This window comes from Paenibacillus ehimensis NBRC 15659, from assembly GCF_004000785.1.
GTDB lineage: Bacteria > Bacillota > Bacilli > Paenibacillales > NBRC-103111 > Paenibacillus_G > Paenibacillus_G ehimensis.
This window is the reverse complement of the sequence record NZ_BILX01000027.1, coordinates 1-23,539: the sequence shown is the minus strand read 5'-3', so window position 1 is coordinate 23,539 and position 23,539 is coordinate 1. Positions and strand designations below refer to the sequence as shown.

Below are 23,539 nucleotides of genomic sequence, written 5' to 3'. Positions count from 1 at the left end.
CCTGATCGTAGATCTCCGTCCTTCATCTTTTTGCAAGGATCGTATCCAATTCCCTCCCGTAATTGCTGGCTGCAATTCGCTGCTTTCGCAGCCGTTCGTGGCAGGCCTGCAAAGACGTGATCGGAAAACCGTCCTCCTCCCAATCGTCATAGCCGATGCCGAATCCGCACCGCTTCCAAAAAGCGGCATTGCTTTCCTCGTGGTATCCGAACGGCTCAAGCAGCAGCAGCGGCGTGGCGTATACCAGTGAATCGTTCAAGGTAGCGCCTCCCGGCTTGCTGATAATCGCCCGGCTTAAGCGAACGAGCTCCAGGTAAGAAGCGTAGTCCGGCAGCCTCTGCTTTTCGACCGTCCCCTGCCGTCTCACAAGCTCCAGCATCGGAGGATAGGTATGCGCTCCGCCGGCGTCCTTGATCCACGGACTCCACTCGGGATCCACCATAAAATAGCGGGTTTCTCCATCGTCCTCCTGCACTTCGCTCTCGTCATACGCAATCATATCCAGCGAGCAGCCGCCGCGCCGCAGCCGCTCGATTTTGTCCCGGTAGGTGCCGATCCCCCAGCCGCCGCCATGAATCAGAAACCGGTCTTTCCGGTCCTCGAAGGGCACAGCTTCTGCGTCCGGCGGCGCAATCCAATAACCGGGGCCTTCGAGCGCGGGTTCGTAAAACCGCACATTGCGGTACGCTTCGTAGGACGACTTGTAAACCTTATACGAAGGGGTGTCGCAAGCATCCATACGAATCCATTCGATATGGACGGGAAACCCCGCAACCTCCTTGTAGGCTTCGAGAACAGGCAGCCAAAACCCCGTGAATGCGATAAATGTCGCGCAGCCCGTTTGCCGCCAATGCGCATGCAGCCGGCGGACCGCCGAATCGTCGAGATTCGGGCTGATGTCCTTGGCCAGCCTATGGCCGGTCAAGGCGACGGAAAAGTTGTTGTGGAACGCTTTTTTATACCCATTGATTTTGCTGCGGGTCTCCTCGCGGTAGAGCGTTTCAAGCACCTGCACTTCCGCCCGAACATGTCGGCGCGCAAGGGTTTCCCGCAGATGAATGGCAGGAATATAGGCGCCGAGCGAATTGCCCGAGGCGAGCAGCGTGATCGCATCCTTGGTCATGGACAGCCCCCTGCCCTTCCGTTAATGGAATACTTTAACCGAGAGGTCATGCAGCACTTGCTTCAGCCGCGCCAATGCGTCTTCCCGGGCCTCCCCCGTCAGTCCGATTGCCGACACATACAACCGGCCTTTCGGCTTCCCCTTCGACCATCCGCCCGGACCGGCGTTTACGGTTAACGTACCGGAGGAAAGCGGCATGATCCCGCTTTGCCGCAGCGGTGTAAACAACAGCCGCTCGGCCTCCAGCGCTTCAAGCAGCCGTTCGAAGCGGAATTCATCCGGCAGAGCGACGGACAGATAGGTTAGCCAGCCCTTAAGGTTCCATCCAGCAAGCAGCCGGTCCAGATGGGCATTGATAAGTCCCATCGACATGCGGGCGTTAATTTCGACGATGGGAACTAGTTCTCCATCCTCCAGCATCATCGAGTCGAAGCAAACGTATCCAAAATAGCCGTCGAGAAACAGCTCGTGCAGGGCCGCTTCGAGCATGCTAAAGTAGCCTTTTTGTTCGAGGGAGTTCACAAAGGCGGCTTCCGCCGTGACGGAGCCTCCGTAATTTTGCTGGCGGTTCATCATCCGCTGGACGGAAATCAGTTGCCGGGAGCCGTCCGGCTCAAGCAGCCATTGACTGGAGAAGTCCGCTGCCTTGGGCAATAGCGGTTCGAGCAAAAAGAGCGTCTGGGACCCTGCTTTTTCTTGCTTCCGCAGGTGCGAAACGATCCGCTTCAGCAGCGCCGGGCTTTCGATCAGCTGATTGCCTTTTCCGGAAACGCCGAACGGGTCCTTAATCAGAAAAGCGCCTTTACGCAGCAGCTCGGTGCCGTATTGTCCCACTTCCTCCGCACTCATGGCCGGCGTACCGTAAGTGCCCATGCCTGTGTCCTCCAGCAGCCGATGGTGATACAGCTTGGAATTCACGCGCTTCACCACAGCCAAATCCGGAAGCGGGTTCGCGAAAATATCCTTCCCTGCGTATTCGTGCGCCTCCTCCGTTACCGCGTACGGCTCAAGCACATACGGCTTGTCCGCACCGAACCCGGGGATTCCGTCCCTGGAAGCGAGCTTGAATACGCACGACGAGAAATGCTCCGTGCGCAGCGCTTCCCCGGCCTCCGGCGAAGTCAAATCGATGACGCTGCGGTGTTCGAACGAGACGCCCAGCTTGGAAAAATAATCCAGCAGCGCATCGTCGATCCGGCAGCGGGTAACCAATATATCGTCAGGCCCGCAGAGCGGGAAGAGCAGTTCATCCATGCAAAGAACGATCCTGTCTCGTTCAGGATCGGGAATCCGGGGCAGCATCGACAGCAGAGGATCTCTCCAGCGCGTTTCCGGGTCAAACGTACCCATGACCGTTTTGCGCAAAGCGACAGCGGATTTACTCGACAGCATGCTCGTAAGTGCCCGCCGCCGGAGCGCACCGGTTTAAGAAGTCGATAAACGTGCCGATGGAGCGAAGGTGACTATAATCGAATTCGTCGTAATCGATCTCGATCCTCAGCTCTTCCTCTACCTTGACCATAAAGTTGATCATTTGCAGCGAATCCAGTCCGACATCGTCGTTCAGATCCGTTTCGAGCGTAAGCCTTTCCCGCAGCGACGGGCTGCCCTCCTTAATTTGGCACAAAATTTGGACGATCGTATCAAACACATCAATTCCCTCCTCTTGGCATATAAGGTCTCTAAGGCTCATTCCTTTTTATTATGGCATATCGGTATAGAGGTGAGGAGGGATAAATTTCCACTATTATGGGATACAATCCATTTCATTTTGAAAGCTTGAGAAAGGCAATTGTTTGCGCGCAGGGTCGTGAAGGAGAGATCGCATAGACCTGCAAGAGCTTGATCTTCTTCAAGCGATCCTGACAGTATCGATAAACGCGGCGGACGCCGAGCTGCTTTTGTCATGGTATACGAGGGTATGGTATAATCTGATCGAATAAAGCGAATGCGAAGAGGTGAATCCATTGTTACGACGCGCAACGGTAGTTCTGGCTTCAACCGCCCTTCTGCTGATGCTGGGCGCTTGCGGCGGCGCCAAGCCGGCGGAGGAGTCTGATGCCCGGCATCAAACGCCGAGCGGCGATCTGCAAGAGAAGACGGCTTCGCTGAGCACGCTGCCCTCCTTTTTGGACAAGCAGCCGGAGCAGATGAAGAAAGCGTATTTGGTCGCGGCCCAGACGAAGGATCTGCTGCGCAATATCCCTTGTTATTGCGGCTGCGGCGAGAGCGCAGGACATCAGAGCAACATGAACTGTTTCATTAAAGAAACCGCATCCGACGGTTCGGTCGTATGGGACGATCACGCCACCCGCTGTGGCGTATGTCTGGAGATTGCCGTCAAATCCGCGCAGTGGCAGCAGCAGGGCCAATCGGCCAAAGACATCCGCGAGCAGATCGACAAGCAGTATCAAAAAGGCTACGCCAAACCGACTCCGACTCCATTGCCCGCCTAATTTGCATGCATGTCAGAAAAACGCCGCTGCTTGAAATTTAAGCAGATGGCGTTTTTTTGGGCATCGGCCGCCGCTAATACGCGGGGACCCCCGATGATCATTGACAGACCTGTTCCTGCTCTCCCATAATAAATTTAAGGAACCAAAGAGTTTTATGATATCGGCCAATGAGTTTACATAATTATTTTTATGTAAACAAAAAAACGAACAAATTATCCTTAACCAAGAACAGAGATACAATTGAGCTGTGATTTCCACTGAGCTTCCCTGATTCAACTTCACTTTGCAGGGTAAAGCAGTGACCGGAAGTGGAACATCCCTCTCAGCCCCCTCTGTTCCCTTAATGACCACTTTTTTCAGCAAGCTCATTACATTACATAATAATTATTATGTAAACTATTTATCGTATGGAGGCGGTTCGCATGAATATCATCAAAATCAAAGACCGAAGCGAGCTGGAGAAAAAATTACCCTCCATGCCTTGGTATGTGGAGAAATTCATCAATTACAAGCTGCCGGACCTCTCCCCTTCTTCACTGCTCGAATATGTGCGGGACTACGATACTTTCTTTTCATGGCTGCTTGCGGAAGGCTTGTCCTCCGCTGCTTCGGTGAAGGATGTGCCGCTCATCGACCTGGAACGGCTGCATATGGACAGCATCGACAATTTTAAAATGTTCCTCGCCACCCGCAAAGAAAATTCGAACGGCAAGACGACGATCGCCCGCAAGCTGTCCTCGCTGCGCTCCCTGTTTCATTACTTGAGCCAAATTGCCGAGGACGAGAATTTTTATCCGCTGTTGAAGCGCAACGTGATGGCCAAGGTCGAAATCAAACGCACGCACAAGCCCAAGGATACCGCGGCCAAGCTGGAGGGGAAGCTGCTGCAGGAGTCGGAAATCGCGGAGTTTATCAATTACGTGCAAACCGGCTATCCGGTCGATGTGGCCAAAAACAAACAAGCGCTCTACTCCTACGAGCTCAACAAGGTCCGCGACGTCTGCATCATCAGCCTGATCTTGAATTCCGGTCTCCGCGTATCCGAGGTTTTCAATCTCAATGTCGATGACATCGACTTGAAGAAAAAGCTGACGTATGTATACCGCAAAGGGAAAAACGACGATACGTTCAAGACGCCGGTTTATTTCCGGCAGGAGGCCGTCGATTGCTTGTCCGCGTATTTGGAGCAGCGCCAGCTGAGATACAAAGCGCCCAAACGGGAAAAAGCCCTCTTCCTTGCCATCGCCAACGGCAAAAAAGAAGGCGAGCGCATGACCAAGCGCGCCATACAGGAGATGGTGATCAAATACGCCAAACGGTTCGGCAAGCCTTACTTGTCCGTGCATAAGCTGCGCCACTCGTTCGCGACCGACTACTACCTGCGCAACGATTTGTACAAAACGCAGGAGCAGCTGGGGCACGCGTCGCCGGAAACGACGCAAATTTACGCGCACCTGACCGATAAAACGATGGCCGAAGCGATCGATAAGCCTTCGGAATAACGCCTGTAAGCCGGTCCCCGTCTCGCTCGGGGCCGGCTTGTTTATTCCTGCTTTCCTTTGCTTACCCAGTAGGTGATCTGAGTGCCTTTGGGGACCTGCGTATGGGCCGCCGGCTCCTGCTTGAACACCGTGCCTTCCTCGCGCTCATCCACCTCCATAAAGAATCTGAAACGCAATCCGGCCGCGATGGCCTGCTTGCCGGCCGTATCGTTCTGCAGCCCGATCAAATTAGGCACAATTACGATTTCGGCTTCCGCTTGATTCGGATCGCTGGCCTCTACAATTTCGGGTCCGGCCGGCTTATCGTACGTCTGATGCGTCGGCTGCACGGGAGCGCGGTGCTCGGTTTGGGTTGGCGAGGCGCTCCTGCCCGAAGGCTCCTCATGATCCTTCCCCAGCCATACGAAAGCTGCGGCGCCTCCCAAGCAGGCAATTGCCGTACCGACCAGAAGCTTACGGCCTGCCCGTCCCAAGCTTCTCCGGGGCGGAGCCTCTTGCTCCTCTTCTTCCTTTTCGGCCGGATCTTCCTCTTTATCCACTCTCTCCGGTTCCTTCTTATCCCAGACTTGCCGGTCCCATACCGGATCCTGCCTGACGGCAGTGTCCTGCCGCAAGCTCTGCAGCACCAGCATAAACGAAGCTAACGTTTCCTGATCGTTCCATACCCGTCGCAGCGTAGCAATCAACAGATCCTGTTCTACGCGCGAAGTTGACGAGAGCGCCTCGCGAAGCCGGGGCTCCATCGAATCGAACGAAACCGGGATCGATTCGGAACGGGTCAGGATCTGGTACAGCAGGCAGCCGAGACCTTGGGCGCCGCGCTGCGCGTGCGTCCCTTTCTCCCAGTAATTAATGATCTTGAGCTGGCCGTCATCGCTGAGCCACAGGTTGGCCGCATGTACGGAACAGCCGGATATCCCTTCCTCAAGCGCATCCATCAAGCCTTTTCCGAGCTCGAGCACTTTGGATACCGCTTCCTCGGGGGTAAAACGATGTCCCTTCAGCTCCTGGATAAACGGCTTGCCGTCGAACGTCTTCAGCACGGCAAAAATATAGTTTGGTTCCATCCCCACATCGAGGATATGTAAAAAACGATTATCGCTAAGCGGCGCAACCTCGCGCAGCTTGCGGATATACGCCTCTTTGACTGCTTCGTCCGTGCTTTCCACGACGAAAAAAACGACGTCTCTTCGCAAAGGCAAATCTTTTCCGCTGTATAGCATTCCGCTTAACATCGGAAGAATCGGCTCGGTAAGCACGTAACGTTGATTGATGGATTTCTCCATGGAAACCTCCTTCAAACGTCATGATTATAGTATTCGACAGCCGAACAATTTTTGTGAGGCGTTTTATGGCGATAAAGCATAAATTGTGTCGAAATTTATAATTAATCTCATTAAATATTAATGCAAAGTACAATCAATCGAATGAATTATAAGTGTCGATAATTGTCACAAATGGTCGACAATATCCCCGGCGGTGAGCGATGCAGGAAGCTCGCGGCTGGCAGCCGCCCGGTCTCCGGCTGCGCCATGAAGATACGTCCCTAGCGCGGCCGCCTCAGGACCGCCCCAACCTTGGGCCAACAAGCCTGCGATGATTCCCGCCAGCACATCCCCGGCTCCTCCGGTAGCCATGCCCGCATTGCCGGTCGGGTTGATATAGACATCCCCCTCGGGAGCGGCAATTACCGTCCGCGCCCCTTTCAGCACAAGCGTCACGCCGGTGCGCGCCGCATAACGGCGGGCTGTCTCTATGCGGTCTCGCTGCACAGCCGGTACGGAGGAGCCGGTCAAACGCGCCATTTCCCCCGGGTGTGGCGTCAGCACGACCGGTGCACCGCGCTTCGGCCAAGTAGCGGCGTCTCCCGCAGCGGCCAGTATATTGAGCGCATCCGCATCCAGCACGAGCGGACCATCGGTTTCCTCCCATAGCGTGCGCAAGAAGGCCGTGTCCTGTGGCCATCGTCCGACGCCCGGACCAAAGAGCAGCGCGTCTTTTCCGACGGCGAGCCGTACCAGAGCTTCCGCCCGGACGACGCTCCAGTCTCCCCTCTGCTCGTCTGACAGCCCCGCAAGCATGGCCTCCGGCACCTTGCCGAACATCGCCTCGGCCAGCCGATCCGGCAGTGCCCACGTAACCAGGCCGCTTCCGCCACGTAGCGCGGCTTTGGCGGATAACAGCCCCGCCCCGCTCATCGATCGGCTGCCTGCGGCAACAAGCACGTGGCCGTAGGTGCCTTTATGCGAATCGGCCCGGCGCAGCCGGTAATCCCCAAGCCGGAGCTGCCGCGACAAGAGCGGCTCTTCGATCCGGAATGTGCGGACACCCGCTTCGGCAGCCGTCTTCTGAGGGATGCCGATATAACGCACCTTCACCTCACCGGCATGCTCTGCGCCCGGATACTGCTCCAAACCCCGCTTCGTAAAAGCCAGCGCAACGGTACGGGCGGCCCTGATGCAGGGATCGGACACTTGCCCGGTATCCGCCTCCAAGCCGCTGGGCAAATCAACGGAAAGGACGGGCAGTCCGGAAAGATTCGCTTGTCCGATCAAATCGGCATACGCCTCTCTCGGCGCCCCCCGGCTGCCGGTTCCGAGCAGCGCATCGATAATGCCGCCGTATCCTCTCCAATCGATAGTCGTCGAATCGTACACTTCGTAAGGTATTCCTAACCGGGACGCGATATCCCGCTGAATCGCCGCTTCCCCGCGGAACGAATCCGGGGATTCGGCATATATGATTTTAACGTCGTAACCCGCTTCGATCAAATGTCTGGCGGCTACAAGCCCGTCCCCGCCGTTATTGCCCTTCCCTGCGAGAACGGCCAAGGCGCCCCTTCGGGCATCGAACAGCTCAAAGCCTTCTTCCGCCACGGCCCGGCCCGCATTCTCCATCAGCACAAGCGAGGGAATGCCGACCGTTTGAATCGTATGCCGATCGATCCTTCTCATTTCTTCCGCCGTAACGACAAACATGGCCTCGGCCCTCCCGCAGTTTAAGTTTCCTGCTATTATACCATATTTAATCGGCAGCTTGCTTGCCTCAATAAAGTATACATAATATTTATTATGTTAACTAATGAAAAACGCGGGAGTCTGCGCTCCCACGTTCATCCGGCTCCTCCTCTCTAACGCGGACGGAGGACAAGCGTCGCTTTCGTATGAGCCGCAACATCCGCCTCATCGAAATACATCGTTTTGTAGCGCCCGGCGAGCCACATCGAGGTCTGATCGGAATAATGCGCGCTGCCGAGCTGACCGGAGGCTCCCATGATCATGATCTCCTCCGATGCTTTCAAGTTGGAGAGGTCGGCCGTAAAGCGCCACGGAGCCCCGGCAACCACCTTGAAGGGCCAACGCTGGCGCGAGTAAGAGGCATCGCCTACAGTAACGTTGCTTCCGCCGTACGGGTGCGGGCCGTCGTTAAACATCAGATTCAGAGGTTTCTTGGCGCCGAGCGGATGCTCGAACGTCAGCGTATGAATCGCTCCCCATACCCACTTTTCCTGTTTGCCGCCAAGCTGCCGCTCCAAGAGGCGCATCGCCTCCTTGAAGCCGTCAAGCAGCGCCTGCTCCATCGTCCCGCCGGTGCCTGCCAGCCATTTGTTATTTTTGCCTGCGAACAGCTCGTTAACCGCTTTGCTGCTCAACCCGGTAGACAGAAAATCGGCGTAAAGAGCCGGTCCAAGCTGGGGCTCAAACAGCTTCTCCATCGTCTTGTTCAGCGTGGTGTGGAATAGGGACGGACCGACCAGATCGGGGGCGTCGACCGGATCCCGCATCCATTCCTCCAGCGTGCGCAGCGCCTCCTGCTCAGCTGCGTTCCAGGAGCCGCGTTTCAAAATGGGCAGCCAGATGTCCCGATACTGGACCGCTTGCAGGTTTTTCCAGTCCCCTTGCATGCGCTGCATGTCTTCCAGGGTCAATAGCGATTTCTCGCGCAGCATCTCGTGAATCCGGTCGGCGCGGTACGATTCCGACCAGTTGTTCGTAATGAAATACGGGTATTTGTCATCGACGATGCGGTTGTTGGCGGTGGCGATATAGCCTTCCGGAGGGTTCCAGGCATGCGGCAGCTCTTCCCATGGTATGTATGACTTCCACTCGTATTCGCCGGTCCAGCCGGGCACCGGCTGCATGCCATCCCCCTTGGCGCGGATCGGAATCCGTCCGTTCGCCCGCCAGCCGATGTTCCCCTGATCGTCCGCATAGACAATGTTCTGGGCGGGCGCGGCAAAAAGACGCATCGCTTGTTCAAATTCGTCACGGTTTTTGGCTTTGTTCATCATAAGCCATGCGGTGATCTCGTTTTCGGGGCCGATGTCATAGGCAGTCCATCGGAGAGCCAGCGGTTGGCCGGGCTGTTCCGACAAACCGATTTCCTTGACGATATCCGTAATGATGGGACCGTGCCGGGTGATGACCGTCTCGCCCCGAACGGGCTCCGCCCTTCCCTTGACGCGATACGTTTCTTCAATCACGATGGCGTCTTCGTAACGGCCCGCATACTCAAATTGGTGCGGATTATCGGGATTCGGCTTCTCGATGTACAGGTCCTGGACGTCGGGGTTCAAGTTGGTAAAGCCCCAGGCGATATGCTCGTTATGTCCGGCTACGACGCCCGGCAGCCCCGGGAAGACCACGCCGGTGACGCTGTACTGCCCGGAGACGGTCAGGTGGTTTTGGTAAAAAATCGATGGCGCGCCCAGCTGCAGATGCATATCGTTGGCGAGCAGCGGCTTGCCGGTTGCGCTTTTGCTTCCTGAGACGACCCAGTTGTTGCTGCCGAGCCCTTCGCCGGGAATGCCGTATCGGCGCGAAGCGTCCAAGAGGTCGACAAGCTGCCGCACATCTCTGTCTTTTAGAGCGGCGGCTCCCTCTTCCACCGGCCTGATCTCCGGGATGAGCGATTGCGTCTTGTCGAAACCGAGCTTCTTTAAGGATGAGCTCACGAACAGCTCCGTGATGGCGTTATCGCCCAGATACCACGCCATATTCTTGCCGATGGCGATCGAATCGCTGACCTGCCATGGCTCGAAAGCAGCGCCGGTCAACGTATACTCGATTGGCAGCGGGCCCGTTTCCCGAAAAGCGTTAACGCCGTCCGCATAGGCCTGTAGCGCTTCCTTGGTCCGTTCGTCCAGCTTCGGAACCAGTTGATCGGCCATCCGTCTGAACCCGATCGTACGGTTAAACCGGTCCTGCGGCAGCACAGCTTCGCCGAACACTTCAGCCAGCGTTCCGCTGACGGAACGACGCGCCAGCTCCATCTGCCAGAGGCGGTCCTGGGCATGGACATACCCTTGCGCAAACATTAAATCACGCTCGTTCGATGCATAAATGTGCGGAATCCCATAATCGTCACGCACGACGGACACCGGCTTGGATACGCCCAAATTCAATTCGCCGTCGGTCTTCGCGAGCGTATGACGGACAAACCAATAGCTGCCTCCGCTGGCGATGGCCCCCAATGCCAATACACCGGATAATGAGAACAGCAGTATTTTTTTGCCTTTGGACAAAGTGAACCCCCCTAACAATAAAAGATCAGTCCTCCAAAATGATCGTTACGTTTACTATATATTCCCAGTTGGTGTGTATATTTCCTTTCCCTCAAGCAAAATCAGCAAAAAACAGCGCCATCCCCTGCGCCTCGGTTACGGAGAGCATAGAACGCAAAGCATCCATACAGTGCCTAACGTGGAGTTAGGCGCTTCGTTGTGAACCGCCAGTAGGACGCGAGATCCTTCGTCACGAAGCCATGTCCCGCGCCATAACTTACATTCAAGTAACTAAGGCAATAACTTTTCAGTACTTATCAATCCCTACGGATTATCGATATAATAGCAATGTTCTTATACTTCGATTCGGGAGGCGGAGCATCGATGAAATACCGCAAATTAGGCAGAACCGGACTGAAGGTTAGCGAGATCAGTCTCGGCAGTTGGATGACATACGGCGGCTATGTAGAGAACGAAAAAGCCGTCCGTTCGATCGAACAAGCTTACGATTTAGGCGTAAACTTTTTCGATACGGCTAACGTATACGAACGGGGCGAAGCGGAGAAAGTCGTGGGCGAGGTGCTGAAAGCGTACCCCCGCGAATCTTATGTGCTGGCAACCAAAGTTTTCTGGCCGATGGGCGAAGGCCCGAACGATCGCGGCCTCTCCCGCAAGCATGTCATCGAGCAGTGTCATGCCAGCCTGAAGCGGCTGCAAGCGGATTATGTGGACGTGTATTATTGCCACCGGTTCGACCCGGAGACGCCGCTGGAAGAGACGCTGCGCGCACTCGACGATCTGGTCACGCAGGGCAAAGTGCTCTATATCGGCGTCAGCGAGTGGACGGCCGCCCAGATGATTGAGGCCCACGCGATCGCGGACAAATATTTGCTGGACCACATCGTCGTCAATCAGCCGGTGTACAACCTGTTCAATCGGTATATTGAAAAAGAAGTCATCCCGACCGGCATCGCCAAAGGCATCGGCCAAGTCGTCTTCTCCCCGTTGGCGCAAGGACTGCTGACCGGGAAATACCGCAGCGGACAAGCTCTGCCGCAAGAGAGCCGCGCCGTGAGCAAAGGCTGGGACGAGAAGCAATTGTCCGAGAGCCGCCTGGCCAAAGTGGAGCAGTTGAAGACGGTTGCGGACGAGTTGGGCATCAAAGTATCGCAGCTCGCGCTGGCTTGGATTTTGCGGCAGGATAACGTGGCAAGCGCGCTTGTCGGTGCGAGCCGTCCGGAGCAGGTCGTGGAGAACTGCGCCGCTTCCGGCATCGTGCTGTCTGCGGACGTGCTTGATCGAATCGAAGCCATCATGCAAGAGTAGATGTCCAAGCGCCTTCGTATTGAGCGAAGCACAGGGCGCGGCAAAAAGACCCGAGACCTTTCACACGAACGGGAAAGGCCCGGGTCTTTTTGGCGTATGATGAGGATGTATGAGCTGTGGCGTTACGCTAATCGAAAGAACGCCGCGCAGGCCATGAGCCCTGCAGCTTGCGGATCTGCACGATCTGTCCTGTATGATACGCGTCGTGCACGACCAGACTCGTAACGGAAAGCGCAATCGTTGTTTGCGTGAGCTGCCGTTCCAAGTCGTCTTCGCTTAACGCTGCCAGCGCAGCCCGAACGGCTTTATGCACATGTTCCAAACGGGCGGCCTCTTCCTCCCAGGTCTCTTCCTTTTCCCCGTACGCCGCAAATGTATCATCGTTACTCATACTGTCGGGATATTGCGGATCTTCCCCCGACAGCCGTTTCAGCAGACGCTCCTTATAGAACGTCAAATGCCGGACGGTTTCGCGGATCGTATTGGCCGCGGCTCCCTCCGGCCGCCAGTCGGCTTCGGCCGCCGTTAATCCATTCAAAGCCTCGCTCAGCGGCGGAAACCAGTCTTCCTTGTCATAGCAAATATCCCATTCGTGCAGGAGCAGCTCCTTCTTGTTCATTCCGTGTTCTCCTCCCGTTTCACCATGATTGTAACCATCTAATATTATTTTAATGGTTACATCCATAATATACCACAGGCTAAGCCACTTGTATAGAAGCTGGCGCAGGCCAATCTTTCCATGCTACAATAAGGGACAAAAAAGCTGGGATTGCAATGTTATGGGATGATTTTCTCAACAGCGTGTGGCGGGATTGGCGCGGTAGCGGCAGAAGCGAGGACCGGCTGGAAAGCCCCGAGTGGATCAAGCAATGGCTGTCCGAGCACCGTCTTACTGCCCCTCACCTTCCCTCGCCTCAAGAGTTGGCCGAATTGAAAAAGCTGCGGGACCTGCTGCTTAGCATGCTTCAAGCCTTCGCCGCAGGCTCGCAGCCCGATCCGGGCGATCTCGGGGAATTAAACCGGGTCATGGCCGACGGGCCGGTCGTTCGGCAAATCGTCCGGAAGGACGAGCGTTATCGGCTGGACTGCGTGCCGCCCCTGCTCGGCTGGACGCAAATCAGAGCCGAAATTGCCGCTTCGTTCGCACAGACTTTGGCTGACAAAGATCCTGCCCGGATGCGCATTTGCAGTAACCCCGACTGCTTGTGGGTTTACTACGACGATACCCGTAACCGGTCCAAGCGATACTGCGATGACAAATTGTGCGGCAATTTGATGAAGGTGCGCCGTTTTCGCGCGCGCAAAAAAGCCGGGGATTAAACGTTCATCAAGGACGGAGCCCCGGCTCCTCTTACGCCTTGCCTTGCACCAACTTCCCTTCAACTCCAACCTGTTCAAAACAACACAGGCCGCCCAAAACGAACCTTTTTCTCCCCATCCGTACTCGTCGTATCATGAACCGCACGAATCCGGTTGGGCGTTTCGTCTTACTTCGGCCATACCGGCTTTCGCCGCTGCGGTCCGAGCTGCTCGAACGCATAGGCGAGCCGGATCAGCACGTGCTCGCTGTACGCCTGCCCCGTAAACGTGACTCCGAGCGGCCGGCCGTCTGCGGCATAGCCTCCGGGAACGGCAATCGAAGGGTAGCCCGCCTTGGCGGCAATCGCGGCACCGGCCGTCCCGGGAAACAGCAAAGCATCCAACCGGTGCCGGGCCATCACCGCGTCGATGCCTTCGGCGCGGGACAGCCGGAGGTCCTTCAACCTGTCCCTCATATATTCCGCTTCGGTAAGCGTTCCCGATGTCTCTTCGGCCCGCATCAATGTGATTTGGCCGTATTTTAGCGTCTTCTCAAAATGCTTCGCATTGAAGGCGATAACCTCGCGCAGCGAATGGACCGGAAGATGCGGCGCAAGCTTGCTCAAGTAGGCGTTCACGTCCGCTTTGAACTCATAGCGGAACACGCTGGAATTGAACGAAGCAAGCTCCTGCGCGGAAGGAATGTCCGCCGGATCGACCACGTCCGCTCCGGCAAGCCGCAGAGCGGCAATGTGGGCTTCGAACGCCCGGCGCTCTTCCTCGCCCAGCTTGTCATGGTAGACCGCCCGCGGAATGCCGATCCGGGCTCCTTGCAATCCGTCCTTCTCCAGGAATTGCCTGTAATCGGCAGGCACCTGGCCCAGCGATGCGCCCGTGATCGGATCGGCGGGATCCGTTCCGGCCATCGCTCCGAGAAGCAGCGCCGCATCGGCCACCGTTCGGGCAAGCGGTCCCGCCGTATCTTGGCTGTGGGCCAGCGGAACGATTCCGCTGCGGCTGATTAACCCGAGCGTCGGTTTGATGCCGACGACTGAGCTGCTCGCCGCCGGACTCAAAATCGATCCGGACGTTTCCGTCCCTACGGCCAGCGTGCACAGGTTTGCCGCCACGGCCACGCCGGAGCCGGTGCTCGAACCCCCCGCTCCAAACTTGGGGCCGTACGCATTCAGCACTTGGCCGCCTCTGGAGCTGTAGCCTCCCGGCATCCCCTGCGTCATGTAGTTCGCCCACTCCGTCATATTGGCTTTTCCCAGAATGACGGCGCCAGCCTCCCGCAGCCGCTTGACCAGGAAGGCGTCGCTGGCCGCATAGTGTCCCTCCAGCGCAAGGGAGCCTGCGCTCGTGTGCATTTTATCGGCCGTATCGATATTGTCCTTCAACAGCACCGGAACGCCGTGCAAAGGGCCTCTCGGACCTTGCGACCGCCGTTCGGCGTCCAGCGCTTCGGCGATTGCAAGCGCATCCGGATTAAGCTCCAATACCGCATTCAACGCCGGTCCCTGCTTGTCGTATGCCGCAATCCGCGCCATATACGCCAGGACCAGCTCCGCTGCGGTTCGCTTCCCGGATTCCATCGCTTGCTGCAATTCGTCGACCGTCGCTTCCTCGATCCATTCCTCCACTGGATAAACTTGCTTCGCCATCGCCCATACTCCCTCTTCAGCTTGTTTTGGTACAAGGTATTCCTTTCCAAGTTCGAGAGAGCCGTGCCAAAATCCTTTTTTAACCTGTTTTTCCATCCTTATTGACCAACTCCATAAGCCTTACTCCGCAAGGGAATAAGGCTCAAAGAGCTGTTATGCGTCGGTAGGCGTTGCGTTGCAGAACCAGCCGCCTGGAGGCTCAGCGCTTGAGCAGCGCATACTTGACGGGTACCACCGCTTCTTCGACGCATTCCTCCGACTCGACAAGAGGGTCCGCGACCCGCGGAGAGACCGGGTACGCATGCATGCGCTCGGGCGCATAAGGCCGGAGCAGCGATTGCAGCCTGTCCGGTTCACCGTTCATGGTCGGATCGAGCCACATTTCGATATCCCGTTCGTCCAAAATGACCGGCATCCGCTCGTCGTAATCGAACACCAGCCGGTTTGACCTCGTCGTCATGACCGTACAGGTGCGGATTTCCCCGCCTCGCGAATCCTTCCATATTTCATACAGCCCGGCCATGGCGAAAATGCCCCGGTCCTTCATGACGACGCGAACCGGCCGTCTTGTTTTGCCCTCTGTTTTCCAAACATAAAAGCCGTTGCTCGGAATGATGCAGCGCTGCTTGCCGAACAGCTTGCGATACGCCGGTTTTTCGTGTACGGCTGCGCTGTCGGCATTCACGGCGTCCTTCCCCCAGAACGGGACGAGCCCCCACCGGTGCTCCTCCAGCATCCGGCTTTCCGTTCCCCGGACAATGACGGCCACCTGTTGTGTCGGCGCGATGTTATATCGCGGCTTGTAGTCGTAAGTCACTCGGGCGATCCGGTAACGCTCCGACAGCTCCGGCAGCTCGGCCGTCAACGAAAAACGCTCGCACATGAAGAACACCTCTTCTTTTTTAATTCCAGTATCTTCATGTGCAGAAATATTATGCATCCCCCGACTTAGCTATACATTTTCGGATCTCCTTCCATGTGCGCAAGCGTCCTCGTAGAACAAACGCGGAGCGGTATGGTAAAATATAGCGGAGACGAGAAAGGAGACGGACCATGAAACCATACGAAATCCGGACTTACCAAGATTCCTACGAAATTTACGAGTTGATCGAGCACAGTACCCGTTCGTGGTTCAAAATCGCTCCGGAGCGCGGCGGAATCGTCATCAGCTTCGGGGCGAACGGTCAGGAGCTGCTTTATTTGGACAAAGCGACGTTCGACGATCCGAACGCCAATATCCGCGGCGGCATTCCGGTGCTGTTTCCGATTTCCGGGCAGCTTTCGGAAGGCTCGTACGAATGGAACGGACAGCGCTACCGCATGAAAAATCACGGCGTCGCCCGCGTACGCCCGTGGCGTGTCGAATCGACGGATACCACCGACGGCGCCGCCATTACGTTGACGCTCGCGAGCGATGCGGAAACACGGGAATCGTACCCGTTCGACTTTGAGCTTCGCTTTACCTATCGGCTGAAGGGCGGCCAGTTGACCATCGAGCAGGAATACCGGAACGGGTCGGCAGAGCCGATGCCGATGTACCCCGGATTCCACCCGTATTTTGTGGCCGACCGCAAAGCGCTCGCGTACGAAACCGACGCGACGAAATATTTCGACTACAACGATGGTATGGAAAAAAGCTATGACGGCCGGGTCATCGACCTCGACAAGCTGCCGGAATCGGTCGTTTTCCTGAATGCGCAGCGACGGGACATTACCTTCAGCCCGGCGGAGCGCTTGATCGTGAGGATGACATACGGCGATCCGTTCAAATATGTCGTGCTGTGGTCCGTAAGCGGCAAAGGCTTCGTCTGCGTCGAACCGTGGATGGCCAAAACCGACGAGCTGAACCGGAAGCAAGAGCTGGTGGAAGTGCCGCCGGGCGGCGTGCACCAGACCTTCTTGACCATCAGCCGCATGTCCGTGTAAACCAATAGCAGCGGGTCACCTGCCGCTTCCCTCTTTATGACATTGGCCATTTGAGGAGAGGCGCAGGAACCCGCTGCTGATCGTTTTAGGTCTGGCATCGTACCTATATTTCGTGAATTTAGGCAAGCATCCAACTCCTTGCAATGGCAGAATACGTAATATAACAAAACTCAGAGGAGGTAAATACGAAATGAGCGGAGTACCAGGTCCGACAGGCTTGACAGGTCCAACGGTTTTAACAGGCCCGGCAGGCCCCCCTGGACCGTTTATTCCTTTCCGAAGCTCTTGCAGCCGATTCCCGGCAAGTACATTTACCTTTTATCGACCTCGCTCCGGCTGTTCCTTATCCTTCAACGATAAACGTATCGGGCCTCACGGGTCCCATTACGAAGGTGACCGTGACGCTATTCAATCTATCTCATCAAGATCCGACAGACATTGATATTTTGCTTGTCGGACCCGACGGACTAACCAATACTATCCTGATGTCAGACACGGGAGGCGCATTTGACATCGCCAATGTTACATTGACATTTGACGACCAGGCGCCAAGCTTCCTTCCGCTTACTACTGCGATTGTTTCCGGCACGTTTAAGCCGACCAACTTTGAATTCCCTCCTGAAAATCTCCCGGCTCCTGCGCCCCCATCGTCTGCCTCTGTTGCACTCAGCAATTTTAACGGATTGCCCCCCAATGGAACATGGAGCTTATTCGTGAGTGACGACGCTTTGGCCGGTTTGGGATCGATAGCGTATAGAGAGAAACGGTTGTCCATACTGAACAGTCCGTAACTGTTCAGTTTACATGTGGATTTTCACCGGGAATATTTGTCGAAAATGTCTGAAAAATCGAAAAATGAATCGAGTTGTGCGCTTACCCGGGAAATACACCGTTCATTTCCCAGCTTTGCTTCATTTCCCTATTCTCTTTCACCGCCTTGTCTTCCCGGTGCCCAGCTCGTGATATATCCGGATGCAGGTGGACGCTCGCTGTCAAGGCGCGGATTTCCCTATCCGGACTATCGCCTGCAGCACCAGCTCATAATAAGCCCCCGGATGCGGAACGAAATCCGCAGGTCCGACCGTCCGCTCGACGGGTACCAGAACGCCATTCTCATCCGGCGCAACGCCGTCGATTCGGATCGGCTCCACGAATGTTCCTTGAGCCATCTTCCGTACCTGCACAAGTGGAACTCGATATAACCCCGTGACCTCCTCCGGTTGTAAGCGGTACCGGGTGAGCGGCTGCCGGTTCATATGAAGAAATAAATGGCAAAACTCGCGGTCGATACACGCTTCGGAGATGATGTCCTCCTCGGCAAACAAACCGCAAGGAACCAATGCTTCGAACGGAACGCTTAGTCCAAGCTCCTCTTCCAGCTCCCGGACACCGTCTTCGACTCCTTCGCCTGACAGCAAATGACCGGCGCAGGACGTATCGAGCAATGACGGAAACGTATCTTTCCCCGGGTGCCGCTCTTGAAACAGCAGTACCGTCTCCCCTTCCGCAGGGTCTACAATCCAGCAGTGAAACGTTTGGTGCCACAGCCCCCGGGCATGAACCTCGGAGCGGGAAGCCTGTCCCACCGGATTCATCCGTTCGTCAAAAATGTCAAAGATTTCTTCGCTTGGCGTCATGATGTTTTCCCCCTCGGCTCGTTAAAACGGGTTGCATAACCCGCAACCCGACGCCCGTTTAATACCCGCGTGCCGGGTCCACCCTATTGGCAAGCTCCCGTTCCCCCGCCTCCAGCTTGCGCAGCGTATCCAAGAACCCGCTCAGCGCCTCTTCTACGGAAGTGACGGCGGCTACGTGAGGCGTCACCCGAACATCGTTGCGCTGCCACAACGGCGACGCGTCGGGGAGCGGCTCCTCCTCGAACACATCGAGCACCGCCAGGCGTAGATGTCCCTTATCAAGCGCCTCCAGCAGCGCAGCGTGATCGACCGACGGGCCACGGCCAACGTTAATAAAACCGGCACCGTTCATCCGTGCAAAAAGCGCAGACCCGAACAGCTTATCCGTTTGCGCGGTCAGAGGCAAAGTATTGATCACCCAGTCGGCGGCGGAAACGGCGTCCCCGATGCGTGATATCGGATAAACATGATCCATGTACGGCTTCTTTTCCCCGCGCATGGAAACGCCCGACACTTGAACTCCAAGCGCCTGCAGCATCCGGGCGAGCTCTTGCCCGACGGAGCCGGTCCCCATCACCGTCACCCGGCTTCCGGACAGCGATTGCGGCGGGACCGGGCGCCAGCTCCTATCCGACTGGCTGCGCGCGAACATTTCATGACGCTGGAGTTCGGCGAGCATATGACCGAGGCAATATTCGCCGATTTTCCGCCCGAACGAGCCGGTCGTGCGGGTGAGGAGCACGTCAGGCTTCCATGGCTTGCGGTAGACGAATGCATCGACACCCGCTCCGAGCGCATGCACCCAGCGGACCGACTCCAGATGAAACGCCGGGACGGGCTTGAAGCCGACATACGCATCGGCCCATGCCATATCGGCTTCCCTCACCTCGGATTCGGCGAGAAACCGCACTTGCTTGCCAGCGCCCTCCGGCCATGCGGTTTCCAGCTCCCGGTACATCCGTCCCGTAATAATAATGTTCTCGATCTGCATCAACGGTCACTCCGTCCGTTCTTATTTGCGCATAACGTTTCTATCATAACCGCTTCGGCGTAAGGGCTGCAAACATTCCGCCCGCAGTTCGGCTATCTTTTGCCTACACTCCATACTGCCCTCATTCAGCTCTCCCCTGCCGCCTTAACCGCAGATAAGATAGCGAAAGTTTTCGATGGACGCTTCTTTGTCTTGCGGCGGCCGGTTCAAATGGTTGTAAAAGCTGAAAGCGAATTTAAACGAATGGCCGAAATCCCAATCATACCGGCCAAGATCTGCGGTCCAATAATCCGGCTCCGTAGGCAGCGCCGCAGCCCTCCTGGCTTTCATGAGCGGCAGTCGGTCGACCGGCGAGACCAACCGGATCGGGTCCCCCGGCTGGAGGTCATGACTTCGCCGAAGCACCTTAACCAAAGTAAAAAGCGGAAGCAGCCCGCGGCGGAACAACGATTCATGACCGAGATCCGACAAGATGTTCAGGTTTCGTCGAGTCCCAGCCGCCTGACCTTCGAGGCCGTAAAGCCGAGCCACGACCGTCCGGGGACGGTGTTCTCAAAAGAACGAAGAAGCTCGCATATGCCGGCTATATTTTTCTCGCTGCCCCAGCCTCCGAGTTCATGCAGGGCAAGCAAGCTGACCGCGGCGTAAATGACATTGTGCCCTACCCAATGAAGCCGGTCGATCGTAGGCTCGAGAGCTTCCAAAATGGCCGATTCGGCCCAACGAACCGTACACCCGTTCGTCCTGGGGATTGCCGGAGTCTGCAAATGCTTCTTGATCATCGCTTCGGACTGATCGGCCAAGCTGTGCAGCGTCAGGTCGGACAACCGGTTCTCTTTAGCGAAAAAATAACCGGCAATCGCGGCGGCGCCGAAGTGGGCGTGCCATATATCCCCCGTTTCCTGCTTGCACATCGCAATCATCGTCAGTCCGCTCTCTAACGTTCCTTGATCCGGCAGCATCCGTTCCCCTCCTTTTCATACAACCTATATGCCATGTCAGGCCTTCTTTCGTCAAGCGGACTTTGCGGCCTTTTTGCTGAACATGCCGGCATCATTTCAACTGACAACAGTGCGGATGCGAAAGCGCCTCTTCAAAGAAGCAGCAGCATGATGATGAAGACCGCCGCCTTGTTTTTCATGAAACATCCGTTAGCTGATTCATTTCACCCCTCCTCCGCCCTGTCCGGTACTTTGCGCTTCGTATATCGAAATGTTCCCGTTCGCCGCATGCAAGCGGATGAGATGGGCACCGGAGCCGACCGTTCCTATCGCGGCATTGGCGGTTACCTTCATAGGCAGCCCGGCGGTTACGCGGCCTCCGGGACTGGAGCCGTCGATGCGGAAATCGCCCTGCGCAGGAACCTCGACGGTGATGTCACCGTGCTTCGAATCCACGTTCCAATCTCCCCGGACCGTCGAGCCGCTTATCCAAACAGGGCCATTGGAGGCGACGACATTGACTTTGCCGCCTGCTTCGGACAGCCGGATCGAACCGCCTGACGCATGCATCTTCATATCGCCTTGAATATGGTCCGCTTGGACTTGGGCTTCCGTCGTACGGACCATTACGTTTGCGCCGATCTCCGCGACCGTCACTTCTCCGTTCGAAGTTTCCACCGTCAGTTGATTGCGGATAGGCAGTCTCGAAGCTTCCACATCGCCGCTTTTTAATTTGAGCCGCATATCCAGCTTGCGCTGCTCGGGGACGGTAACCAGCAGGCGAATGAGCGGCTTGCTCTTTTTGCTCAAGCCGGATAGACCTCCGCTTGCGGTGATGATTATCGTTCCGTCTTTCTCTTTGGCGGCAACTTTGAAGTCGTGCGATGCCGTTGGAGTTTCGGCCCACAAAGAAGCATCGATTTGAATTTTGTCCACAGGTCCGGGCTTGACGACCACGCTGCCGGCAGGGTTATCGATGATGAGGCTGTCCGTTCGTTCGCTCAACGCCACGGTGCTGATGCCTCCTGCAATCTTATAGCTCGCTGCAGAAGAGGAAACGGTAGGAGAGGCCGGTGTAAAAAAGCTTAGCCCCCATAAGAGCAACACCGTGAACAGCATGCCCCCGAAATCCAGCTTCAACCTCCCTCGCTTCTCGCGCCGGAGGAAGTTAAAGGCCAACAACTCAGCCCCAAATGCAACCAGCACGACAGGCCACCAGCCAATCGCCAAATGCAAATATTCCGTCTCCATTGTCCGGTCCAGAAGCAGTAACGCTCCCGTTAGGAGTACCACCAACGCCGACGTATAACGCCCTACTTTTTTCATGAACTGGCCCCTTCTTTCCTCATCCTCCTATTTCCTACGTTTCCCATCGTATCCAATACATCTTAGGAGAAAGTAGCAGAAGTTTTAAATTATTCTGAAGAATGGAGCTAAAGCCGTTCCTCCTTTCTCTACATAATTAACATAGTTAATCAATAATTAAGTTAATGTCATTAATCTTTTTATTTAATAGCATTAAATTTAGTCAATATACTACCGCCTCTTGCTGCGTATTACGACGTTCAAGCATGCTTGCCGAATAATGCAGAAGTACATCGTTATTTGATTTTGCGGCATTGTCACGCCAAGCCCCTTATAGTATCATAAATTTTATCGATTTCCGTCTGTTAAAGGAGCTGCTATCTGATGAGTGTCCATGAAGCTATCACGAAACATACCCGTAAACAAAACGCGCACTTGGAACGATTCCTTGTGCTGGACAACGAACGGGAGGCTGCGATTGAAGAAGCGATCGCCTTATGCATCGCCGGCGAACCGTTCAGCGTCGATGCCATTAACGCAGCGACGGATCGCATCAACCGCCACGCCCAGAGCGGAATCTCCCCGACCCGGGTTCACGTCACCCCGGACATGGTGCGCGAAGCCGCCCGTAAAAAGCGGAAGTGACTGAAGCAACCGCCTGCAAAGCCCGGATACCATTCGATCAATCGATGAGTATTCGGGCTTTTTATAACCAGTTTTTTCTGCAGCTTGACATGAAACCTTTTGGTTTCATATAATACGGGTGATCGCTTCAAGGACATGCTATACAAGGAAAGGGATGAACACGTGGAGGCATTATTGAAAAAACTGCGGTACAAAGAAGGAGCCGCTTTAGTCTTAAATGCTCCCGAAGGGTACCGGCTCGGCATCGAAAGCGGCACGGTGCCGGACAAAACCTACGATTTTATCCAGCTCTTCGTTCAAAATGCGCAAGAAACGGACGAATGGCTGCCGAAAGTGATCCCGCTCTTGAACGAAGATGCGGTATTCTGGATCACCTACCCGAAGCAAAGCTCAAAGGTGAAAACGGATATTAATCGCGACATTCTGGCCGCGATGGTGCAGGCAAAAACAGCCTACCGTCCGGTCAGCAACGTAGCCGTCGACGCCACATGGTCCGCCTTGCGTTTCCGCCATCAGGATAAAGTGAAGACTTCGAAATAACTTACCCCCATTTACAGAGGAGGAATAAAATCATATGGAAAACAATACGCAAAATACGCTGCCTGAAATCCGTAAAACTGCCCTGCTCAAAGCGCCGATTCAAAAAGTTTGGGACGCCGTCGCCACCTCGGAAGGCATTGCCGCGTGGTTTATGCCCAACGATTTTCAGCCGATCCTCGGCTATGAATTCCAATTGAACGCCGGCCCGTTCGGCATGTCTCCTTGCAAAGTAACGGAGCTTGACCCTCCTACCCGCCTTTCGTTCCAATGGGGTAAAGATTGGACGATTGTCTTCGAGCTGACGGAGAAGGACGGTCAAACGGAATTTACGCTGATTCACTCCGGCTGGGATGCCGACAAGGTTACCGAATTCGGGCAAACCCATCAAGCCGTACGCGACCGGATGGACCAAGGCTGGGTCGGCATTGTGCAGAAACTCGTTACCTTCGTCGAGGGCTGATATGGCCGCCCCTTCGCGCAAGACTGACGTTTTTCAAGCCATTGCCGATCCGACCCGCCGCCAGTTGCTGAGCATGCTGGGAGAACGGGAAATGCCCGTGACCGTGATCAGCGGCCACTTTCCGATGAGCCGGACGGCCGTGTCCAAGCATCTGCGTATCTTAGCCGATGCCGGACTGGTCAAAGAACGGAAAGTTGGGCGCGAAACCCGGTACCGGCTGG

General features: G+C 55.9%; 23 protein-coding genes. 9 read left to right on the top strand and 14 right to left on the bottom strand.

Annotated elements, in window-relative coordinates; genetic code table 11:
- Nucleotides 1–22: 22 nt before the first annotated feature.
- From PEH01S_RS16890 to PEH01S_RS16880, 3 genes are read right to left on the bottom strand one after another with little or no spacing between them, the layout of a single operon-like run.
- On the bottom strand, nucleotides 23–1,123 hold the full coding sequence (locus PEH01S_RS16890; protein ID WP_127486867.1) for a glycosyltransferase family protein: 1,101 nt from the start codon (nucleotides 1,121–1,123) through the stop codon (nucleotides 23–25).
- Nucleotides 1,124–1,144: 21 nt separating this feature from the next.
- The gene (locus tag PEH01S_RS16885; protein WP_127486865.1) at nucleotides 1,145–2,515 is read right to left on the bottom strand and encodes a hypothetical protein; all 1,371 of its coding nucleotides are present in this window, start codon (nucleotides 2,513–2,515) and stop codon (nucleotides 1,145–1,147) included.
- Complete coding sequence (locus tag PEH01S_RS16880) at nucleotides 2,502–2,774, bottom strand: acyl carrier protein (RefSeq protein ID WP_127486863.1); 273 nt, start codon at nucleotides 2,772–2,774, stop codon at nucleotides 2,502–2,504. Before PEH01S_RS16880 ends, PEH01S_RS16885 begins: the two co-directional genes overlap by 14 nt.
- Before the next feature lie 316 nt (nucleotides 2,775–3,090).
- Here PEH01S_RS16880 and PEH01S_RS16875 point away from each other — a divergent pair, with 316 nt between their 5' ends.
- Nucleotides 3,091–3,579 carry a PCYCGC motif-containing (lipo)protein gene (locus PEH01S_RS16875; protein ID WP_407669441.1) on the top strand — a complete coding sequence of 163 codons (489 nt, stop codon included), beginning with the start codon at nucleotides 3,091–3,093 and terminating at the stop codon, nucleotides 3,577–3,579.
- Nucleotides 3,580–4,001: 422 nt separating this feature from the next.
- Complete coding sequence (gene xerS, locus PEH01S_RS16870) at nucleotides 4,002–5,081, top strand: tyrosine recombinase XerS (protein ID WP_127486861.1); 1,080 nt, start codon at nucleotides 4,002–4,004, stop codon at nucleotides 5,079–5,081.
- 41 nt (nucleotides 5,082–5,122) lie between these two features.
- Here the strand turns inward: xerS and PEH01S_RS16865 are convergent, their stop codons facing one another.
- From PEH01S_RS16865 to PEH01S_RS16855, 3 genes are all read right to left on the bottom strand, one after another.
- A complete protein-coding gene (locus PEH01S_RS16865; protein ID WP_127486859.1) occupies nucleotides 5,123–6,367 on the bottom strand; it encodes a PASTA domain-containing protein in 1,245 nt (414 codons plus the stop codon).
- A gap of 165 nt (nucleotides 6,368–6,532) precedes the next feature.
- On the bottom strand, nucleotides 6,533–8,059 hold the full coding sequence (locus tag PEH01S_RS16860) for an NAD(P)H-hydrate dehydratase (RefSeq protein WP_127486857.1): 1,527 nt from the start codon (nucleotides 8,057–8,059) through the stop codon (nucleotides 6,533–6,535).
- Nucleotides 8,060–8,211: 152 nt separating this feature from the next.
- Nucleotides 8,212–10,605 (bottom strand): penicillin acylase family protein, encoded by a 2,394-nt coding sequence (locus PEH01S_RS16855; protein WP_025845676.1) that lies wholly within the window; start codon nucleotides 10,603–10,605, stop codon nucleotides 8,212–8,214.
- 363 nt (nucleotides 10,606–10,968) lie between these two features.
- Here PEH01S_RS16855 and PEH01S_RS16850 point away from each other — a divergent pair, with 363 nt between their 5' ends.
- A complete protein-coding gene (locus PEH01S_RS16850) occupies nucleotides 10,969–11,910 on the top strand; it encodes an aldo/keto reductase family protein (RefSeq protein WP_025845677.1) in 942 nt (313 codons plus the stop codon).
- A 127-nt stretch (nucleotides 11,911–12,037) separates the two neighbouring features.
- On the opposite strand, the gene PEH01S_RS16845 is transcribed toward PEH01S_RS16850, so the two are convergent.
- Nucleotides 12,038–12,529, bottom strand: coding sequence for a DinB family protein (locus PEH01S_RS16845; RefSeq protein WP_127486855.1), 492 nt, complete (start codon nucleotides 12,527–12,529; stop codon nucleotides 12,038–12,040).
- A 155-nt stretch (nucleotides 12,530–12,684) separates the two neighbouring features.
- Between PEH01S_RS16845 and PEH01S_RS16840 the strand changes: the two genes are divergently transcribed.
- The gene (locus PEH01S_RS16840) at nucleotides 12,685–13,230 is read left to right on the top strand and encodes a CGNR zinc finger domain-containing protein (RefSeq protein WP_127486853.1); all 546 of its coding nucleotides are present in this window, start codon (nucleotides 12,685–12,687) and stop codon (nucleotides 13,228–13,230) included.
- A 167-nt stretch (nucleotides 13,231–13,397) separates the two neighbouring features.
- Here PEH01S_RS16840 and PEH01S_RS16835 read toward each other — a convergent pair whose 3' ends face one another.
- The gene (locus PEH01S_RS16835; RefSeq protein WP_127486851.1) at nucleotides 13,398–14,873 is read right to left on the bottom strand and encodes an amidase family protein; all 1,476 of its coding nucleotides are present in this window, start codon (nucleotides 14,871–14,873) and stop codon (nucleotides 13,398–13,400) included.
- A gap of 199 nt (nucleotides 14,874–15,072) precedes the next feature.
- Nucleotides 15,073–15,756 carry an SOS response-associated peptidase gene (locus PEH01S_RS16830; RefSeq protein ID WP_025845683.1) on the bottom strand — a complete coding sequence of 228 codons (684 nt, stop codon included), beginning with the start codon at nucleotides 15,754–15,756 and terminating at the stop codon, nucleotides 15,073–15,075.
- 170 nt (nucleotides 15,757–15,926) lie between these two features.
- Here PEH01S_RS16830 and PEH01S_RS16825 point away from each other — a divergent pair, with 170 nt between their 5' ends.
- Nucleotides 15,927–16,799 (top strand): aldose epimerase family protein, encoded by an 873-nt coding sequence (locus PEH01S_RS16825; RefSeq protein WP_127486849.1) that lies wholly within the window; start codon nucleotides 15,927–15,929, stop codon nucleotides 16,797–16,799.
- Between the two features lie 992 nt (nucleotides 16,800–17,791).
- Here the strand turns inward: PEH01S_RS16825 and PEH01S_RS16820 are convergent.
- The 5 genes from PEH01S_RS16820 to PEH01S_RS16805 form a co-directional block, all read right to left on the bottom strand.
- Nucleotides 17,792–18,436 (bottom strand): NUDIX domain-containing protein, encoded by a 645-nt coding sequence (locus PEH01S_RS16820; RefSeq protein ID WP_025845687.1) that lies wholly within the window; start codon nucleotides 18,434–18,436, stop codon nucleotides 17,792–17,794.
- A 58-nt stretch (nucleotides 18,437–18,494) separates the two neighbouring features.
- Entirely contained in the window at nucleotides 18,495–19,427 is a 933-nt protein-coding gene (locus tag PEH01S_RS16815; protein WP_025845689.1) for a D-2-hydroxyacid dehydrogenase, read from the bottom strand.
- A 144-nt stretch (nucleotides 19,428–19,571) separates the two neighbouring features.
- Nucleotides 19,572–19,898, bottom strand: coding sequence for a hypothetical protein (locus PEH01S_RS36020; protein ID WP_051570178.1), 327 nt, complete (start codon nucleotides 19,896–19,898; stop codon nucleotides 19,572–19,574).
- 5 nt (nucleotides 19,899–19,903) lie between these two features.
- Nucleotides 19,904–20,389, bottom strand: coding sequence for a hypothetical protein (locus PEH01S_RS36015; RefSeq protein WP_051570180.1), 486 nt, complete (start codon nucleotides 20,387–20,389; stop codon nucleotides 19,904–19,906).
- A 198-nt stretch (nucleotides 20,390–20,587) separates the two neighbouring features.
- Nucleotides 20,588–21,694 (bottom strand): DUF4097 family beta strand repeat-containing protein, encoded by a 1,107-nt coding sequence (locus tag PEH01S_RS16805; protein WP_025845691.1) that lies wholly within the window; start codon nucleotides 21,692–21,694, stop codon nucleotides 20,588–20,590.
- 363 nt (nucleotides 21,695–22,057) lie between these two features.
- Between PEH01S_RS16805 and PEH01S_RS16800 the strand changes: the two genes are divergently transcribed.
- The 4 genes from PEH01S_RS16800 to PEH01S_RS16785 all read left to right on the top strand — a co-directional run.
- On the top strand, nucleotides 22,058–22,318 hold the full coding sequence (locus tag PEH01S_RS16800; protein WP_036712580.1) for a YpbS family protein: 261 nt from the start codon (nucleotides 22,058–22,060) through the stop codon (nucleotides 22,316–22,318).
- 162 nt (nucleotides 22,319–22,480) lie between these two features.
- Nucleotides 22,481–22,858 carry a hypothetical protein gene (locus PEH01S_RS16795; protein WP_174807142.1) on the top strand — a complete coding sequence of 126 codons (378 nt, stop codon included), beginning with the start codon at nucleotides 22,481–22,483 and terminating at the stop codon, nucleotides 22,856–22,858.
- Between the two features lie 34 nt (nucleotides 22,859–22,892).
- Nucleotides 22,893–23,318 carry an SRPBCC family protein gene (locus PEH01S_RS16790; protein ID WP_025845695.1) on the top strand — a complete coding sequence of 142 codons (426 nt, stop codon included), beginning with the start codon at nucleotides 22,893–22,895 and terminating at the stop codon, nucleotides 23,316–23,318.
- Between the two features lies 1 nt (nucleotide 23,319).
- Nucleotides 23,320–23,539, top strand: a 220-nt coding sequence (locus PEH01S_RS16785; protein WP_164827889.1) for an ArsR/SmtB family transcription factor, incomplete at its 3' end; no start/stop codon positions are given.